The organism is Sulfobacillus harzensis (genome assembly GCF_012933365.1).
Lineage (GTDB): Bacteria > Bacillota > Sulfobacillia > Sulfobacillales > Sulfobacillaceae > Sulfobacillus_B > Sulfobacillus_B harzensis.
Genome location: NZ_JABBVZ010000012.1, coordinates 1 through 17,936, shown reverse-complemented (window position 1 = coordinate 17,936; position 17,936 = coordinate 1). Strand labels below are relative to the sequence as shown.

The window sequence follows — 17,936 nt, the reverse complement described above, 5'->3', positions numbered from 1 at the left end:
CGTACAATGGTTCGTTAGTGGGCGGCGACGGGATATCGGCGCCAGCGATGAAATAGAGGGTTGGATGGCTGTGCCTTTTGCATTGCTCTCGCTGCTTGGGATGCTTCAAGCATCGGGAGCGACACCCACCTTGATCGGGCCCCTGCGAAAAACACGGCGATTAGCGGCTCCCGGGCTTCCGACGAGGACTTCTTGTCGAATCTGCGGTACTCTATCAAAGAATACGTTAGCTGTGAGGAGTCGGCGGAGACAATGACACTACGAAACCTGTTGATGATCGGCAGCGGCGCCTTGGCGCTATCATTAGGCTTGGCTGGGTGTGGACAACAGGCGCCCGTACTGGGAACGACCTCGTCCGCACCAGCCAACTTTCCAAAGGCTGCGAACCAAGTGGCGTTCTTTTCAGGAAACCGCCGGATTTTGGTAACCATGAAATCCTTGACCCGGAAGGAAGCGGCTCCGGTTATGAAAGCGCTGACACCACAGCCATCGAGCGAGGTCTTTCAACACCACGCGAGTGCTATTAGGGGGGCTTACGCAAAGTTGCCCAAGGACGCCGTTCAAACGCTGCAGTTTGCTCATGGGACCGCGTTCACCGTCTCCAAAGTCCCCGTCGAGAGAAGTGCAAGGGCACTGGCGCGCACCCTGGGTACAGAAGTTCTCACATTCTCGTCGCTGCCCTCCGGATGGCGCATGCGCGCGGCGATGGTCTCCGATAAAGGCGGTACGCTATCCGGCAACGAACTTTTCCAACCTTCATCTCATCTTGAAGTGTCTGATCCCGCCTACACCCAATTCAGCGGCCCCAACTTTGCGCCGAGTCAGGGGGATTATCTTGACCTCACTATTCAGCCGGCTACCGGCGTGCATCGTGTAAAAATCGAGGGGGGCTTCAGCCAAGAAGAAGCTCTAGGAACCTCGCATGGCACGGCGGTCATCGTCCAATATCAGCCGTGGTGGACCCCTGCACCGAACCTCACTGAAGTGACCCTAGGCATGATTCATCAACGCCGTTACTACCTGGTTACGCTGAGGGAACGCGGCCTCTCGACGAATCAAGTGATTACTCTAGCCGAGTCTTTCACATGGTCGAAGCATTAGCCAATTGGTCTCCACCCATCTCTGTCCTGAGCTGTCAGTCCAAAGTCGCACGGCTCTACGTCGCGTATTGAGAACAGGACCTCGCGAGATCATGCACCAACATCGATATCCAAAGGATAGGATTACTAGCATTTGGTGCAGCAGGAGTTCACGGGTTTCTTCGCAAGATGACGCTCGGTCGGGCTTGAACTCTCGGCCACCGTTTTGGTGCTGCGCTCGGGCTGGGAATACGACAAAAGCCGGCTCCCGTCTCGCGACAGAAGCCAGCATGTGCGCCACGACGAGTTGGCCATAAGCCGAGTTCTGTCACGGACGATCATTTATCTGGGATGCCCGTTACCGGACACCTCAAGCGACCTACCCGGGAAGTCGGCGAGCAACCTCATCCTCCCCCTATTCGGTCTTGCTGCGGGTGGGGTTTACCAAGCAAACCAGTCACCTGGCCTCTGGTGCGCTCTTACCGCACCGTTTCATCCTTACCCTCAAAGAAGGCGGTTTGTTTTCTGTGGCACTTTCCTTAGGGTCGCCCCCACTGGACGTTATCCAGCACCCTGCTCTATGCAGCTCGGACTTTCCTCAGACAACGCCTTTCGGACTGTTGCCCGCGATCGTCTGGCCAACTCGCATGTCGGACCATGATTATAACACGATGGCATAAGTTTTGGCCATCCACTTTTCGTCACGGCTGGACAATTTCGCCGCGCGCCTTCTTTATCGCCTCAACGGCCAGCTTGTCGGCCATTTCGTTATAGTGGTTGCCTGCATGCCCTTTCACCTTCACCCAGGTGACGCGGCGCTGCGCCGCCAAGGCATAGAGTTCGCGCCACAAATCCTGATTCTCCACGCTTTGTCCCTTGGCGTTCTTCCAGCCTCGCTGGTGCCATCCCTTAAACCAATTTTGCAAAAAAGCATTAACCACGTAGGCCGAATCGCTGTAGACCGTGATCTCTGCACCCGGCTCGGTATGTTTCAGCGCTTCAATGGCAGCGGTAAGCTCCATCCGGTTATTGGTGGTTTTCGCATCAAAGCCGGAATAGCTGGGACCGTCCACAAACACGCACGCCCATCCTCCCGGCTGACCTCCAGGTGCCTGATTGTTCTGGCATGCCCCATCGGTATAAACCTGATACTGTTTTGCAGTCATGTTATTGTCTCCAATTCATCAAGAATGCGTTGGTTCTCGCGAGCTGCCGTGGGATGCATGGGTATTGCCTTTTGGCGAAACGCCAGTTCGGCTTCCAAAAAGCTCCGATAATAGGGTGAGCCGCGAAACTCCGTGGGAATCAACGGATCCTCAAGATTCGACGTCGCAGTGGAAACATTCAGCAACCATACCGGATAAAGACGACGACGCTGAAGGGCAATATCCGCCTTCACAACGTGCCAACCCCGGTCGGCAATCGCGCGGTGCATCAAAAACGCCCCTTGCATGGGCTGAACGATAATCTGTGGCTGTTTGGACAACACCGGAAGTCTCTCTAAAATCTTTAAAATTGTATCGTAGCCCATCCCAGAAATGACCAGCAAATCCAGGGAACGGCCTTTTAGAGGCTCCAAACCGTCCCCTGCGAGAACCTCGACCGATGTACCGGCGAGACTCTCACGCAACATGGCGTAGCCGTGCGGGGTGATTTCCGTGGCCGTTACCTGATGCCCTTCCTTATCCAAACGACGGGCCAAGAGCCCCGCATGTGCGCCAATATCAGCCACCACCCGGTAAGGAGCGCACCAGCTATGGATTAATTCTAGGCGCGGACTCAGTCGGCGAATACCGTCTCCTCCCGTTGCGTCAGAGTCTTGACATAGCAATCCTCGCATAACGGCACGTAGCTCTCCCCGACGGCGATCTGCCCACTTTCAGCACTTATCCGGTGGGAGATGAAGGCATCCTGGGCGCCACACGCGGCACAAAACGCGTGAAATTTAACGACTTCGTTGGCAATGCACATCAGGTCGCCCATGCACCCAAAAGGATGCTCCAAATAGTCCTGATCCAACCCGCCAATCAAAACCAAACAGCCGCGACGCCGCCATTCCCGCACCACGCGGACGATGGCGGGAGAAAAAAACTGAGCCTCGTCGACCACAATCACGTCGGCGGTCGGCGCCACCAAAGCACTCATTTGCTCCGCATCGGCATTAGGCACCGCTTGGACTAACAGGTGGTCGTGCGGCTCAAGCCGCTGCTCAATGTCGCGTGTGCTGCCCCGTGAAGACATCGCCGGATAGAAAACTTGAACTCGATGGTCATTGGCCAGACACTGTTCCACCAACCGCGCCAGCTCTTCGGATTTGCCGGAAAACATTTCGCCTGTGATGACCTTAATTAGTCCCGCCATAAGCGCCTCCCCGTTTCGTTCCAAACTTCGACAGCGTTTCTTGTGATTCCTGTCCGCGCGTTTCTTTTTCTCTCCATCATTTTCTGGACTGGACGCCTTGACGCCCGAAGAGGCGCATGATAAGATATTCGTTGTCGGTGACACTCCTCGATAGCTCAATTGGTAGAGCACCCGGCTGTTAACCGGGTGGTTGCAGGTTCGAGTCCTGCTCGAGGAGCCATTTTCATTGTCCGAACGTACGGGCCCATAGCTCAGCGGTAGAGCTGCCGGCTCATAACCGGTTGGTCGTAGGTTCGAATCCTGCTGGGCCCACCATCCATTGACAGCCCGCATGGAACTCGATAGAATAACGTCTCAGGGACACGGGCGCGTAGCTCAGTGGTAGAGCACCTGACCCACATTCAGGGGGTCGCTGGTTCGAGTCCAGCCGTGCCCACCATTTTCACCCGCATCAGGGCGATGCGGGTTTTTTGTTGTCATGGATGCACTTGACACCCCTTAACCCCATATTAATAATAGTTAGCACGGGTTAACTCAGTCAGGAGGTGCCAAATGCTCCCCGCCATCGTTATTTTCTTTCGCGAGGGCCTAGAAGCCAGCCTCATCGTCAGCATCATTATTGCCTACCTGCACAAGATTGGGCATACCCGCGAAACGCGCCAAGTTTGGCTTGGCGTGGGCCTTGCCGCCGGGCTTGATTTGGCCGTAGGCCTCTTGCTGTACCATGTTATCCGGCAGTATGACGGATCTCGGATGCAAACCATTTTGGAAGGCACCACTTACCTCATCGCCACCATTATGCTCACCGGCATGAGTTTTTGGATGAAATCGCAGGGGCGTACCATGAAGGCTTCCATGGAACGGCAGATTCAACTCGCCTTGGGCAAGGGAACACTCTTCGCGCTCGTGGGCCTTTCCTTTCTTTCCGTCGGGCGCGAAGGCTTGGAAACGGTCTTCTTTACCCTAGCGTTTGCCTTCCACTCCAACCCTCTCGATCTTGGAATCGGAGCCGTTATCGGACTGGGTCTGGCACTGGCCGTGGATTGGACCATTTTCGGCATGGGCCGCCGGGTTCCTCTCACAGTTTTCTTCAACGTGCTGGGCGGCCTGTTGCTGGTGTTTGGTGCCGCTCTGTTGGCCGACGGAATTGAAGACTTTCAGTCCTTGGGTTGGTTGCCCTTGCTCACGCATGCATTATGGAACACTGGCGGGGTTCTTAACGAAAACAGTCTTTTAGGGGACATCTTGCATAACTTCATCGGTTATGCCGCCAAACCCACCGGGTTGCAATTCGGCGCCTATGTGCTGTACCTCATCATCGGCTTTTGGCGGTACTTCCGCCCGACATCCTTACGGTCGAAAAATCGTACCCAAATTGACGCCGCATCCTCTAAAATCTGAGAGAACCGTATCAGAGAAATACAAGGAGGGGAGTCCATGCAGAAGACCAACCAGCCCATAGAGCCATCCCAGGCAGGGGCCGAATCCTACTTGGAAGCGATCTTCGTGCTCACCACCGAAGGTCGTCCGGCACAGGCAGCCCGCATTGCCGAGTATTTGGCGGTAACACCCGTGAGTGTGTCTCGGGCACTCTCCCGGTTGGAGAAGAATGGCGATCTGTTGTCGCGTGTGCCTGAAGTGCGCTTAAGTGCCCAAGGATGGGCGCGCGCGGAAGCCATTGTGCGGCGCCATCGGTTGGCGGAGCGCTGGCTGTCTGACAAATTAGGATTAAGTTTGGTTGAGGCCCACCGCGAAGCGGAGCGCCTCGAACACGCCCTCTCCGAGCGGGTCGAGCAAGCTCTCTGGGAAGACTTGGGCCGTCCACTGACCTGCCCGCATGGCAATCCTATTCCCGGTCTAGCGTCAGAACCCCTCCCCTTATTGCCAGCCATTCCTTTAGAGCGTGCGCAACCGGGTCGATACTGCGTCGACCGGATTTATGAGCAATTGGAAGGTCTCGAGGAACGACTCCAATGGGTAGAAGACGCCGGCCTCTTGCCAGGCGTCTCCTTTACCTTGGAAAGCGACCGGCGCGTGACCATTCAAGGCGTCCCCATTGAGGTGCCCGAAGCCGTTGCCGCGCAATTGCTCGTACGCGAGGCTTAAAAGGTCAACCAGGTCCGTGAGTTGAGAACAATATGCCGGGTTGCCCCGTTGACGGTCACCGTCACCGGCTCCGCCTTAAGACCCGGCTGTTTCTGCAACAGAATATGATTAATGTTCACGCCCGCGGGCAGCGTAATGGTCGCAACTAACGTACCGGTCGCATCGGGTTGGTATTTGCTGAGTCGCGCCGGCAGATTCATGTGAGCGCCAAATTCCACCTTGTTGACCACAGTATCGTCGGTCACCTGAATGCCGCTGTCGATGCCGCCTCCGGCGCCATTGCCACCCGACGCGGTCGCGGTCATAGAATCTAACGTCGACCCGGGTGGAGCAAATACCGAGACCCAACTGTGATACGGAACCACCAGATAGGGCGGTTTTCCGGTATCGATTCCCGTCTCTCTCCAGTGAACCGTCACCGTCTCGATGTTCTGGCCATTCTCCGTCTTGATGTTGACATCGTAGGACTCGTGCATCCAGTAGTTGTCCTTATGGCCTAATAAGTTTTCGTCAATCACCTCGACGTAGTCGCCATTGACATGCTGGGGAATGATGCCTCCCCAATTCTGATTGGCAACAAACTGCTCGGCCTTGGGGTTATTGAAGTACATCATCACATGCTCATGGCGAAGCGCCAGGCTGATCGTGCCCGCCACCTTGAGCAGCTCCGAGGTGTGGCCATGGAACACGTCATGCATCAATTCTTTCATCATCGTCCCGATGAAGAGCTTGCGCACGTTGGCCGGCAACGCCAGCCCCTCAGCCATGTATTCCATCTCATAGTTGGCATTTTGAGCCGTCAGATGAACTGTTTTGCCCCGCAGCGTGGGCACGTTTAGCCCGCCTACATCGCCAATTAGGTCGTCAACAAACCAGGTGTCGATGAACACCACCCCGTTGACCGGCGGAGCATTGGGAATGGAATTATAGAATTGATAAATATTGTGCACCGCCTCCGGCACATCCGGCATGCCAAAGTTGGTGCCAGCCACCGCCGAGTTGGCATCGCGGAGATGCCAATAGAGGACTGGCAAATAGAGTCCCACCACGGTGGGCGGCGTCGGCCGATAGGTGACCTGGGTATCGAGCGTCTGGATATTCTGCGAGGTAATCTTGCCCAGCTTGCCGTTGTGAAACGGCACATACGCGAAGGCGGTCATGAAACCGCCGGTCGCCCGCAATTCGCCGCTGTTCTCGAAGATCAAGAGATACCGCTTGGGATTGGGAAATCCCATCAACGATGCCAAAATGGGATGCCGTCCGGTCATGGTTGGCAGCATGCGAATCAAGGTGTCGCTGACGGCCTTGATTTCCGGAACGCTGAGCCCCTTGCGGCTTAAGATCCCGGGCCAGCGATGGGCGTTCATACTTTGAATTTGGCGGTTGGCACCAAGCAGTTGCGGCTCCAACTGCTGCATTTTCAGCCCCGCGGCCGAAACCGCTTGGCTGACCCGAGCCGTCTTCGCGGCGGAACTTCCGCCGCCCTCAGCAGCGTCCAACACCGGCGGAATAGCGTCGCCAAAGGCATGAACGTCCATCTGGGCTGCCGTCAACACGCTCATGCCGTTTAAATAGTACCCACGCAACACTGGCACGGCATCCATCCAGCCAAGCAGCAATGAGGCGCTGCGCATGATTCCCAGCGTGCCACCGGCTTGCTGTAAGCTAGATGCCATGGCCACAAAGTTTCGGGCATGATAATCGCTTTTCAGCGCATGCACATCGCTGTCCAGACGCCAGGCGCCGTATCCTAAGCCTAGGAGCGGAAGAACGACACCTAAAAAAATAAGGAACCCAAAAAATCGGCCCCAACGCATGCGCCGGCGTACACGCCGCCGCTTGGGCGGTCTGTCATCCTTGGCCATGCGCGTCCCTCCCCAGTGTCCCGTATGAATCTCACGTATGAATCCTTTTTGTTAACGAGTAACCCTCGTCAATTCTTGCATAAATCCCGCGCCAGCGCACATCCTCTCCCCATGCCTGAACTTCCGGAAATGGAAAACTACCGGCGCCAACTGTCCCGTTTCCTTGTTGGTAAGACGGCACAGTCCATTATCGCTGAATGGCCTAAACGGCTCAATTGCCCCGCTGAAGTCGCAAGTCCAGCGATTGCGGGCTCCCCTATTGAGTCTATCGAGCGACGCGGAAAGAGTTTGGCGATTGGGTTCGAAAGAGCGCCCGACACGTTTCGCGTTCTCTATATCCACCTGATGTTGGGCGGGCGAATTAGCATCTCCCGCGAGGCTCAACCCGCTCCCGTCACCCTAACATTGCAAGATGGCCTTCGCGTAAATTTTCATGTCGGACTGGGACGCCTGGATTTCCTCAGCCCGGGTGCCCTCCGTCAACGCTGGGCGCACTTAGGAGTGGAACCGCTCTCACCCACATACAACGGCGATCGCCTCCAGTCCGCCTATAGCCATTCCAGCCGTCCCATCAAAACGTGCCTGATGGACCAAAAAGTTGTGGCCGGAATCGGCAATGTATACAGCGATGAGATCTGCTATGATGTCGGTCTTTATCCAGGCCAGCCAGCGTCCAGCCTCACGGACTTTCAATGGCAGAGGCTCGGTGCCGTGCTTCCCACAGTCTTAGAGAAAGCGGTCGACGCGGGGGGCGTGGGTCCCCCCATTTATGAGGGAGACCAGGTAACCGGGGGATTCCGAGCCCAGTTGGCGGTCCACTATCAAGAAGGCAAAGCGTGCGGAAACGGCGGCATCGTCGTCAAGGGTCCCATTGGTGGACGTACCGCCTATTGGTGTTCCGACTGCCAGCCAACCTGATGAAGGTCAAGCGCTTCCTGCCGCAAAAGCTGAGCGGTCAGCCGATCTTTGGCGATCCAGGGCATTTTGACCTGACGCAACCACTCCGGCTTGTACATCCCCATTAACGCAGCCTTAATCCCAAAGCGGCGCTCGACCTCCGCAGCCAGCTTCATGGCCGACATGTCGCTGAGATTAATCGAGATAATGACCAGATGCGGCACCCAGCGAGACATCAACATGATGGCCTGATCACCACGAGACACGCCTCTCACCACCAAATCGACGCCGCCATTCAATTCCCACGGAACAACCTGGGAATACGTGGGTGACGGGTCCACCAGCAACACCCGAATCTGCATCATCGCCACCTCCCATCAGAAGATTCGCGGGACCGTGAGCGATTACGCCCCTACCCGCCCGCGTCCGGCTATAATGGAGGCAATGAAAAGTGAGGTGACGCTGCATGTCCATCCCCAAAGAACGCTGGGTTGGCCGACCCGTACCACGAGTTGAGGATCGGGCGCTGATTCAGGGTCAAGGTCAATATGTGAGTGACATTCATTTTGAGGGCCAATGGGCCATGGCACTGGTTCGGTCGCCCCATGCCCACGCCATTATTCGCTCCATCGATATCAAGGCCGCGGAAAAAGCCCCAGGTGTCAGGGCGGTCATCACGGCGGAACAATTCCCCGAGTTGCAGCGCCCATTGCCCGGCATGGCGCCCATTGCTCCCCCACCCCTGGCTTATGAGAAAGTGTTTTACGTGGGACAACCGGTCGCGGTGATCCTGGCGGAGGATCGCTATCTCGCCGAAGATGCTGTCGAACTGGTGTCGGTGCAGTACGAGCCTCTTGATGCGTTAACCCAGGTGGAGGAGGCCGCCAAGGACCATGTGGTGCTGCATCCGGAGCTCGGCAGCAACATTCTTGACCACGTGCATTATGAGAGTGGCGATTCGCTGCAAGCCTTGGAAAAAGCCGATCACATCATTCGCGCCACCTTGCGGTTGGGCCGCGTCAGCGCCCAGCCCATGGAACCGCGGGCGGTGGCCGCCCACTATGATGCCGTGCGCGGCCAGCTTCTGGTGTATGATGCCACACAGTCCGTGCATCGCGCCCAGGAGCGCATCGCGGAGTTTCTTCAAATGCCGCCCGATCACATTCGTGTGGTGGCGCCCGAAGTCGGTGGCGGATTTGGTGTCAAGAATGGCACCTACTCTGAAGAAGCCCTGGTGGTCTGGAGTGCCGTCCACTTCAACAATCCGGTGAAGTGGGCCGGCGATCGCTTTGAGGAATTTCTCGGAACATATCAAGAACGCGAGCAGGTGCACGAGGTGGCGCTGGGCATCAATCAAGACGGCACCTTGGTCGCTTTGGTGGACACCTACTATCAAGACAATGGCGCTTACCCCGGCGGCGGCATGATTGTGGCGCGCACCACCGCCCGCAACTTGCCGGGCCCCTACCGCATTCCCAATCTCTTTATTGACGGGCGCACCGTGCTCACCAACAAGGTGCCGCAGGCCCCCTATCGCGGGGCGGGCCGGCCTCAAGGCCATTACATCATTGAGCGCATGCTGGACCGCGCCGCAGATACCCTCGGGTTGGACCGGATCGCCATCCGTATGAAGAACCTCATCCGCCCGAACGATTTGCCCTACGCCATCGGCATTCCCGATGTGGTTTATGATTCTGGCGACTTTCCAGGAGCCTTTCACGATCTGCTCGAGATTGTCGACGTGGAGGCATTCCGGCAGCGCCAGCAGGAAGCCCGCCAACAGGGGATACGTCTCGGCTTGGGCATTGCCAACTACGTGGAGGTGTCAGCCGGGTTTGGTTTTGAAGGCGTCAAAATGGAGCTCCTTCCGGGCGGGCGGATACGGCTCAGCACCGGCGCAACCGGCCAAGGCCAGGGCCATCGAACCGCCTTGGCGCAAATCGCTGCGGATACCCTCGGCCTGGCGATCGATCAGGTGGAGGTGGTTGAGGGCGACACCGGCGGCATTGCCAAAGGCATCGGCACCTTCGGAAGTCGGACAATAATCATGGCCGGCAATGCCACCAAGAAAGCCGGCGACGGCTTGATTGCGAAAGCCAAAGAAGCTGCGGCCCGCATCCTCGAGGCGCACGCCGACGACCTCACCTTTGCTGAAGGACAATTTCATGTCGAAGGAGTCCCCAGTGTGGCCCTCGGCTGGTCTCAAATAGCTGAGCGGCTTCAGGAGCTCGGTGAGCCCCCACTGACCCATGAGGATATGTTTGGGTCGAACACCCCCACATACGGCTTTGGGTCTCACGCCCTGATTGTCCGGGTGGACGAAAAGACCGCCGACATCAAAATTGAGCGCTATGTGATCGTCCATGACGGGGGCGCCATTGTGAACCCCTTATTGGCCAATGGCCAAGTAATCGGCGGCACGGTGCAAGGGTTGGGCAGCGCCCTCTATGAAGAGATGATTTACAACGAGGACGGCCAGCCTCTCACCACCTCGTTTCTGGATTACCGACTGCCGGGCGCCAAGGAGAGTCCCGACATTGAAATTCATCATCGAGACTACCCCGCTCCCAGCAACCCGTCGGGCTATAAAGGGGTAGGCGAAGCCGGGATTATCCCGTCGCAAGCGATTGCGCTCTCGGCGGTTGAAGACGCCTTTCACGATCTTGGCTTGCGTTTGGACTACGCCCCCATCACGCCCGGGCGCCTCTACCAGGCCCTGGCCGCCCTTCAAGGAGGTCATGCTGAGTGAAACCGCCAGCCTTTGAATACGTCCGCCCCCAAACCCTTGAGGAGGCGCTAGCCGCACTCGAAGCGCATGAGGATGCTAAGGTGTTGGCGGGCGGGCAAAGCCTCATCCCCATGATGAACATGCGGCTTGCCCAACCCAGTACTTTAATCGACATCAATGGCCTCGCCGAGTTGTCCCAAATCCAGGAGGCCCCTGACGGGTTGATGGTGGGGGCGTTAGTGCGCCATTTCCAATTGGAACAGGATGCCCGCATCGCCCAATTCTGTCCTGTTGTCCCCGAGGCGGAGCGCCTCATCGCGCACCCCGCCATCCGTACGCGCGGCACAATCGGGGGCAGCTTGTCGCACGCCGACCCCGCCGCCGAGCTTCCTGTACTGGCAGCACTATTCGACTGGGAGCTCACCGTCGCCTCCCGGGGCGAAACCCGGGTCGTGCCGGCCTCCCAATTCTTTTTGAGCTACTTCATCACCGCCCTGGCGCCCAACGAAATGGTGACGGCAGTGAAATTTCCCCGGGCCTCCCGGCTGCCAGCAGCCATCGAAGAGTATGCCATCCGTTCCGGCGACTTTGCCCTGGCCATTGCGGCGGCAGCGGTAGACAGCGATGCACACGGGCGGGTGTCCGTGGTGCGCATGGTGCTCGGTGGTGTCGGCGATGTCCCCTGGCGGAGCCTTGACCTAGAAGAGTCCGCCCGCGGCGAGACCGCCGGCCCCGACCTTTGGACGCACCTGGCTGAGGAAGCAGCGCGCCAAATTGATCCCGCCGATGACCTGCACGCCACCGCCGATTACCGGCGGCAGTTGGCGCAAACGCTGATGATTCAGGCCCTCGACCGCGCGCATCAGAAAAGTGTTGCTCAAAGGGGGAATTCTTAAATGGTTGAAATCACCTTGACTGTCAACGGCCAAACCCACCACGTGGAGGTGGAGGCTCGCTGGCTATTGGCCGACGTATTGCGTGAGCGGCTGGGACTAACCGGTACGCATTTGGGTTGTGAACAAGGGGTATGCGGAGCCTGCACGGTACTCCTTAATGGCCGTCCAGCGCGCTCCTGCCTAACCTTGGCCGTCAGCGTGGATCAGGCCGAGATTGTGACGGTCGAAGGCTTGGCAGAGCCTGACGGGTCGCTGCATCCGGTTCAAGAGGCGTTCTGGCAAGAACATGCGCTGCAGTGCGGGTTTTGTACGCCCGGTTTCCTCATGACGGCCGCCCATTTTCTAAACGAAAATCCCAACCCAACGCGTCAAGAGATTAGAGAAGCGCTGTCTGGCAACTTGTGCCGCTGCACCGGCTACCAGCACATTGTCAACGCGGTGGAACGAGCCGCCGCCAGCATGCGTCGCGAAGGCCAATCCCATGACATATCCTAAGAGTGAAGCGAAGCCGGTGGTTGAGGAAATTCATGGTCAGGCCGTTATCGATCCCTATCGGTGGCTGGAAGACGGACACAACGCGGCGACCCGTGCGTGGGTCGCTGAGCAGAAAGCCTTCACACAATCGGTGATGGCCCAATATCCCGGGAGGGCTTCCATTCGCGCGCGCCTGGCCGCATTACGAGCGATGCCGGATCTCGGGATTCCCCACGGACACGGGGAAACCATCATCTTTCAACGTCGGGATCCGGGCCAGGAACAGGCCGTACTATACGCCGAATATCGGGGCCGACAGTTGACGGCGGCAGACCCCAATCGTGAGGGGAAGGGCGAGCCGATGCATGTCGACTGGGCCGATACCTCCCACGACGGTCGCTATGTGCTCTATGGTCTCTCCCGGCACGGCAACGAATGGTCAACCTTGCATATTTACGACGTCGTTCAGGAGCGGCTTTTGGCCGATCGCATTCCCCGGGCCCGACACTCGAGCATTGCCTTCCCAGCCGGCTCGGATGGCTTTTACTATACACGCTATCCCGACCCCGGAACCGTGCCCCCGGGCGACGAGCATTATCACTCCCGCGTCTTTTTTCATCGTTTAGGGACCGATTATCAAAACGACGCCGTGATATTCCAGTCTCCCGACGACAAACGGGCCATGCCCGGTCTTCACCTGTCCGCCTCGGGGCGATATCTGGCCGTCAGCCTCCATTATGGCTGGAGCCGCACCACGCTGTATTTGATGGATCGGACGAGCGGAGCGGAGCCCCAGTTGATTTTTGACGCGGGTGACGTGACCCTCTGGCCGATGTGGGCCAATGATCGGCTCTTGGCGTTAACCAACTTCGAGGACGACAACGGCCGGATCGTTGAAATCGATTTGAACACCTTCTCCCACCGCACACTCGTTCGGGGCGAGGACGGTGCCCCGTTCGTTGACGCTGTGGCTACCCCAGAGCATATCTACATACACCGGTTACGCCAAGCGGCCTCCCAGTTGATGGTGACCAATCTCGACGGGACCCTTCAAACCGAAAAATCTTTACCCCAAGGCACCAGTCTCGGCGGGCTCAGGACCGCGCACCAGGCCGCATATTATGGCGTCTCCGGCTTCAACATGCCACCACGCATCCACGTCATCTTTGACCGCGATTTGACCGAGACCCTCTGGGCGGAAGCGGCCCCATCGGTCGACGGCATCGAGGTCGTGCAGGAATGGACCACATCGAGGGATGGCACGCGCATTCCCGTCTATGTCGCGCGACCCCGGGGATTTGTCCAACATGGCGCCACCCCCACCGTCCTTTCAGGCTACGGCGGGTTTGATGTCGCCAATCTGCCCGCATATTCGCCATCAGTGCAAGCCTGGGTTGAACGCGGCAATGTGTACGCGTTAGCCATTTTGCGAGGTGGAAGCGAATTCGGAAAGCGCTGGCACGAAGAGGGCATGCGTCAGCACAAGCAAAACGTATTCGACGACTTCGAGGCTGCCGCCCACCATTTAATCCAAACCGGCTACACCGATTCAGAGCATCTTGGCGTTTCCGGCAGAAGCAATGGGGGTCTCCTGGCCGGGGCCTTCATTACCCAAAACCCGCGCTTGGCGAAGGCCGCCATTATCGGGGTGCCGCTGCTGGATATGGTCCGCTTCCACCGATTTCTCATTGCCGATTTATGGACAGCCGAATATGGGTCCCCTGACATCCCTGAAGAGTTCTCCTGGCTCTATGCCTATTCGCCATATCACCGGGTGGTTCCCGGCACGCCCTACCCCGCAACCCTTCTCTTTACCTCGGAGGAGGACAGTCGTGTGGACCCCATGCATGCCAGAAAAATGGCGGCCCTTCTGCAGCAGGCCTCCAACTCCGGACTTCCGGTGTTGTTGCGCGTGGCCGAAAAAACCGGCCACGGGGTAGGAAAATCCGTGGAGACCTGGCTCGAGGAGGAAGCGGATATCTGGACCTTTCTAGCCTACCATCTTGAAGGATCCAACGCCGAATAGAGAGTCCATCACCGCCCGCCCGGAATCCGGCTCCACCCCTGCCGGATATCCGGGCTCTTTTTCGCCCGTTTGACGAAAAGCTCGCCACCTAGCCCGTCCAAGAGACGTTGTTCCGGCCGGACATCCCCAAATATTACCAGTCATATTTCCCTAGGGATACACTCACCCCCCTTTTCCCGCCTTCGTAGGATGGCATGGAAAAAGTGAGCTTGAGACCAGTGTGTGTGATTAACGCAAGAAATTCATCCAGACGCAAGGAGAGTGTCCCCCATGAGTGCATTGCAACAGGCGGAAGAATCCAAGGCTGTCCTGCAAGCACGGCACGTGTTGTCTTCCAACCGCCGTGGTCTTCGAGCTCTGCTACCCTTTTTGGGCCCGGCATTCATTGCGGCCGTTGCCTATATTGATCCGGGGAACTATGCGACCAACATCCAAAGCGGATCCGAGTTTGGATATAAGCTCTTGTGGGTGATTGTGCTGGCCAACCTCATGGCGATGCTCATCCAGAACATGTCCGCCAAGTTGGGCATTGCCACCGGCAAGAGTCTGCCCGAATTGTGCCGTGAACGGTTTCCCTACGCGGTGTCGATTGTGTTGTGGATTTTTTCCGAGATTGCCGCCATGGCAACCGACATTGCCGAGTTTTTGGGAGCAACCTTGGCGCTCAACCTTTTAGTGGGAATTCCCATGTTGATCGCCACCGTGATCACTGGGATCATGACCTATCTGATTCTATCCATGGATCGTTACGGATTCCGCCCCTTGGAGATTTTCATCGGCCTGTTGGTGGCGCTGATTGGCGCCTGTTATGCGGCCGAGACGTGGTTTTCCCACCCCGTTTGGGGTTCGGTACTGTACCACAGCGTGGTGCCGTGGGTTCATGGATCGAGCGCCATGCTGCTGGTGGTCGGCATTGTTGGTGCCACCGTGATGCCGCATGTCGTGTATCTGCATTCTGGACTGACGCAACGCCGGATTGTGCCGCGCAATGATGAGGAGAAGATTAAGATTTACGGATTTAGCAAGAAAGAGGTCATCTTGGCCATGTCATTAGCCGGGCTCATCAATATGGCAATGCTGTATATGTCCGCCTCGGTGTTTCACAGCACGGGCCACTTTCAAATCGCCACCATTCCCATGGCGTATAAGACCTTGACACCTATTTTAGGGTCGATGGCGGCGGCTGTTTTCCTCATCTCGCTGTTGGCGTCGGGCGTCTCTAGTTCCGCCGTGGGCACGATGGCCGGGCAAGTCATCATGCAGGGCTTTGTGGGATTTGCTATCCCGGTCTGGATTCGCCGGGTGGTCACCATGCTTCCCACGGTCATCATCGTGGCATTGGGCCTCAATCCTACAACCACCTTGGTCATCAGCCAAGTGATCCTAAGTTTGGTCCTTCCCGTGCCGGTTGTCACACTGATTTACTTTGCCAGTCAGAAGAAGATTATGGGAGTCCTGGTCAACCGAAGATATGTCACCGCAGCCTCGCTGGCTTGCGCCGCCTTGATTCTAGTGCTGAACGCAACCCTGATTGTGCAGACAGTGGGCGGGTTGCTCTGATCCCACCCCGTCGCCTCGTCCTCGAACGGATGAGGCTTTTTTTATGCCTTCCCGGCGCTATTCCTCTGGTCCGCCGTCTTTTAGAAATTGGTTCCACCATTCGGGATGCGCATCAATGTAATGTACCAAGTGCTCGATTTGGTTGAGCCGCAAAACGTCAAAATGATGCTCGATGCCTTCAACCACCCGATGCACATCCTCGGCAGTGCCTATGGCTAGATGCGTAAGAAAACGTTCCAATATCTGGTGGCGGGCGTAAAGCAGACGCCCTTGGCGCTTGCCCTCGGGGGTGAAGGCAAATCCGCGATAACGTTCGTAGGTGAGCAAGCCAGCCTCATGCAGCCGCCGCACCATTTTACTGGCGGAAGCCGGACTGATGGCCAGCCGTTCCGCCAAGTCAGTTACGCGCGCATACCCTTTCTGATCGGTCAGTACCCAAATAGCCTCCAGGTAATCCTCTTGGCTCGGCGTAGACATGACCATCTCCCCCGAATTTTCCGGTTTGTTAATCATACGCCGTGGTTCGGGATTCATTCCGCGCCCGGGGTCCCCTTTTCGAACATCTAACATACAACGATGTTAAGAACCGATTAGGGGGTGTGGCATGAATCGGACGCTGATGGATGGCTTGAAACGTGAACTCATTCGCCGAGTGGCGGGCGCGCTTCGCCGCGGCGACGCCGTTGAGGCAATATCGGCACTCTCCTATCTCCAATGGATTGCGGAGGCCGAGCGCATCATGATTCGCTTCGGGCCCCAATTGAAATTGTGGATAGCGGCTGACGATCTCACCGAGCTCTCCGAGGCCGACCATCCCCAAATTTCTGACGCTATGGCTGCGTCGCTGCCTAAAGGCGATTGATTTCCGCTGGGGAGCCGTTGTCAAGAACCCCGGGGCGATAGGGCGAACGTTATTGTCGTTCACGCGGACGCCCGCCCCTTTTTTGTCGCCTAATCTCCAGGACCCTGGAGGTCCAACAGGCAGCCGCACCCCATCAGAGATGATTCGATGCAGCGCGTCGTCGTGACCGGATCGCGTGCATCGCCCGCTCGGCCTCATTTAACACCTCTTCAAACGATGCTCCCGCTGCCCCCCAGGCCCAGCCCAGATCCACGTCGCTGCCCCATGGTCCGAAACCCTCGAGCACAGCGATAATGCGCTTTTGAATGACTCGCTCACTCTCGTAGGGGCTCCCCGGCAAAAGCACGAGAAATTCACCACCGCCCAGCCACAGGACCCGGTCATGCCGGCGGGCGCTTCGTCCGAGCTCCTGAATTGCGCTAAATAAAAGCCGTCCCGCGCCATCTTCGCCATATATGGCCGTGAGTCCGGCAAATCCTGCAATTTCACCGCACATCACTCCCATGGGCCCCTGACGAAGTTGAGCACCTCCCCAGTCGAGGGCCGCTTGACGTCCTGAAGGCTCAGAACGCAGAGCGGACATTTTGGCGTACGACAGGATAAACAGCCAGGCCGCCACGCCCAAAACACAGCCCAGGATGGCCAAGAGGTGGGGAACCGAAGAGATCAAGGCTGCGGCCATACCTGCTCCGACAAGCAAGGGGGTCCAAGACAGCCACCGGCCGGCGGACTTGGGAGCCAAGACACTTGCCGCGAGAGCCATCAAGATGATCCCTATCGCGACCGTCGCCCGACCCACGCCTGACACCGTCGACCCCCACCCCAGCCATACCCAAGCGCATCCTGCCAAGGCGACCAATAAGAGGCCCCCCGTGCCGCGGCGCCCACCGAGCGTGAGAAGAAAGCTTAAAAGGGCACTGCCAAAACACAACACGACCCCAAGGACCATGAGGCCCGTCTCATGCAGACGGACAAATAAGCCCCCCCATCCCACGGCTCCCGCGGCTAGTATAGCCATTCCTAAATAGCGTCCATGCTTTTTGCGTCCTCGGGCTTCCACTTCCAGCGAAACGGTACCGGAT

17 protein-coding genes, 3 tRNA genes and 1 other RNA gene are annotated in these 17,936 nt (G+C 57.6%); 13 read left to right on the top strand and 8 right to left on the bottom strand.

Annotation, left to right across the window (positions count from 1 at the left end):
• Positions 1–252 precede the first annotated feature (252 nt).
• Positions 253–1,101 (top strand): hypothetical protein, encoded by an 849-nt coding sequence (locus HIJ39_RS05195; protein ID WP_169097434.1) that lies wholly within the window; start codon positions 253–255, stop codon positions 1,099–1,101.
• 277 nt (positions 1,102–1,378) lie between these two features.
• Here HIJ39_RS05195 and rnpB read toward each other — a convergent pair.
• From rnpB to HIJ39_RS05175, 4 genes are all read right to left on the bottom strand, one after another.
• An RNA gene (gene rnpB, locus HIJ39_RS05190) (RNase P RNA component class A) lies at positions 1,379–1,725 on the bottom strand.
• Positions 1,726–1,780: 55 nt separating this feature from the next.
• Positions 1,781–2,245, bottom strand: coding sequence for a ribonuclease H family protein (locus HIJ39_RS05185; protein ID WP_169097432.1), 465 nt, complete (start codon positions 2,243–2,245; stop codon positions 1,781–1,783).
• The gene (locus tag HIJ39_RS05180) at positions 2,242–2,919 is read right to left on the bottom strand and encodes a tRNA (adenine(22)-N(1))-methyltransferase TrmK (RefSeq protein WP_169097430.1); all 678 of its coding nucleotides are present in this window, start codon (positions 2,917–2,919) and stop codon (positions 2,242–2,244) included. Before HIJ39_RS05180 ends, HIJ39_RS05185 begins: the two co-directional genes overlap by 4 nt.
• Positions 2,859–3,440, bottom strand: coding sequence for a thymidine kinase (locus HIJ39_RS05175; protein ID WP_169097428.1), 582 nt, complete (start codon positions 3,438–3,440; stop codon positions 2,859–2,861). The genes HIJ39_RS05180 and HIJ39_RS05175 overlap by 61 nt, the downstream gene beginning before the upstream one ends.
• 144 nt (positions 3,441–3,584) lie before the next feature.
• Here HIJ39_RS05175 and HIJ39_RS05170 point away from each other — a divergent pair.
• The 5 genes from HIJ39_RS05170 (at position 3,585) to HIJ39_RS05150 (ending at position 5,546) form a co-directional block, all read left to right on the top strand.
• Positions 3,585–3,660, top strand: a tRNA-Asn gene (locus tag HIJ39_RS05170).
• 20 nt (positions 3,661–3,680) lie between these two features.
• A tRNA-Ile gene (locus tag HIJ39_RS05165) sits at positions 3,681–3,755 on the top strand.
• 49 nt (positions 3,756–3,804) lie between these two features.
• Positions 3,805–3,879 (top strand) — tRNA-Val (locus HIJ39_RS05160).
• 113 nt (positions 3,880–3,992) lie between these two features.
• Positions 3,993–4,841, top strand: a complete 849-nt coding sequence (locus tag HIJ39_RS05155; protein WP_169097426.1) for an FTR1 family iron permease — start codon at positions 3,993–3,995, stop codon at positions 4,839–4,841.
• A gap of 36 nt (positions 4,842–4,877) precedes the next feature.
• On the top strand, positions 4,878–5,546 hold the full coding sequence (locus tag HIJ39_RS05150) for a metal-dependent transcriptional regulator (RefSeq protein WP_169097424.1): 669 nt from the start codon (positions 4,878–4,880) through the stop codon (positions 5,544–5,546).
• Here HIJ39_RS05150 and HIJ39_RS05145 read toward each other — a convergent pair.
• Entirely contained in the window at positions 5,543–7,411 is a 1,869-nt protein-coding gene (locus tag HIJ39_RS05145) for a DUF4012 domain-containing protein (protein WP_169097422.1), read from the bottom strand. The genes HIJ39_RS05150 and HIJ39_RS05145 overlap by 4 nt on opposite strands.
• 24 nt (positions 7,412–7,435) lie before the next feature.
• Between HIJ39_RS05145 and HIJ39_RS05140 the strand changes: the two genes are divergently transcribed.
• On the top strand, positions 7,436–8,329 hold the full coding sequence (locus HIJ39_RS05140; protein ID WP_338055083.1) for an Fpg/Nei family DNA glycosylase: 894 nt from the start codon (positions 7,436–7,438) through the stop codon (positions 8,327–8,329).
• Here HIJ39_RS05140 and HIJ39_RS05135 read toward each other — a convergent pair.
• Entirely contained in the window at positions 8,299–8,673 is a 375-nt protein-coding gene (locus HIJ39_RS05135; RefSeq protein ID WP_169097418.1) for a response regulator, read from the bottom strand. The genes HIJ39_RS05140 and HIJ39_RS05135 overlap by 31 nt on opposite strands.
• 101 nt (positions 8,674–8,774) lie before the next feature.
• On the opposite strand from HIJ39_RS05135, the gene HIJ39_RS05130 reads away from it, so the two are divergent.
• From HIJ39_RS05130 to HIJ39_RS05110, 5 genes are all read left to right on the top strand, one after another.
• Positions 8,775–11,057, top strand: coding sequence for a xanthine dehydrogenase family protein molybdopterin-binding subunit (locus tag HIJ39_RS05130; RefSeq protein WP_207711486.1), 2,283 nt, complete (start codon positions 8,775–8,777; stop codon positions 11,055–11,057).
• Positions 11,054–11,932 (top strand): FAD binding domain-containing protein, encoded by an 879-nt coding sequence (locus tag HIJ39_RS24880; RefSeq protein ID WP_169097416.1) that lies wholly within the window; start codon positions 11,054–11,056, stop codon positions 11,930–11,932. Before HIJ39_RS05130 ends, HIJ39_RS24880 begins: the two co-directional genes overlap by 4 nt.
• The gene (locus HIJ39_RS05120; RefSeq protein WP_169097414.1) at positions 11,933–12,427 is read left to right on the top strand and encodes a (2Fe-2S)-binding protein; all 495 of its coding nucleotides are present in this window, start codon (positions 11,933–11,935) and stop codon (positions 12,425–12,427) included.
• Positions 12,414–14,432 (top strand): prolyl oligopeptidase family serine peptidase, encoded by a 2,019-nt coding sequence (locus HIJ39_RS05115; RefSeq protein WP_169097412.1) that lies wholly within the window; start codon positions 12,414–12,416, stop codon positions 14,430–14,432. Before HIJ39_RS05120 ends, HIJ39_RS05115 begins: the two co-directional genes overlap by 14 nt.
• A gap of 270 nt (positions 14,433–14,702) precedes the next feature.
• Entirely contained in the window at positions 14,703–15,992 is a 1,290-nt protein-coding gene (locus HIJ39_RS05110; RefSeq protein WP_169097410.1) for an Nramp family divalent metal transporter, read from the top strand.
• Positions 15,993–16,049: 57 nt separating this feature from the next.
• Here HIJ39_RS05110 and mntR read toward each other — a convergent pair whose 3' ends face one another.
• Positions 16,050–16,469: a transcriptional regulator MntR gene (gene mntR / locus HIJ39_RS05105; RefSeq protein WP_169097408.1), complete on the bottom strand. Its 420-nt coding sequence runs from the start codon at positions 16,467–16,469 to the stop codon at positions 16,050–16,052.
• A 127-nt stretch (positions 16,470–16,596) separates the two neighbouring features.
• Here mntR and HIJ39_RS05100 point away from each other — a divergent pair, with 127 nt between their 5' ends.
• Positions 16,597–16,854 carry a hypothetical protein gene (locus HIJ39_RS05100; RefSeq protein ID WP_169097394.1) on the top strand — a complete coding sequence of 86 codons (258 nt, stop codon included), beginning with the start codon at positions 16,597–16,599 and terminating at the stop codon, positions 16,852–16,854.
• A gap of 133 nt (positions 16,855–16,987) precedes the next feature.
• Here HIJ39_RS05100 and HIJ39_RS05095 read toward each other — a convergent pair.
• On the bottom strand, positions 16,988–17,936 hold a 949-nt coding region (locus HIJ39_RS05095), incomplete at its 5' end, for a GGDEF domain-containing protein (RefSeq protein ID WP_207711485.1).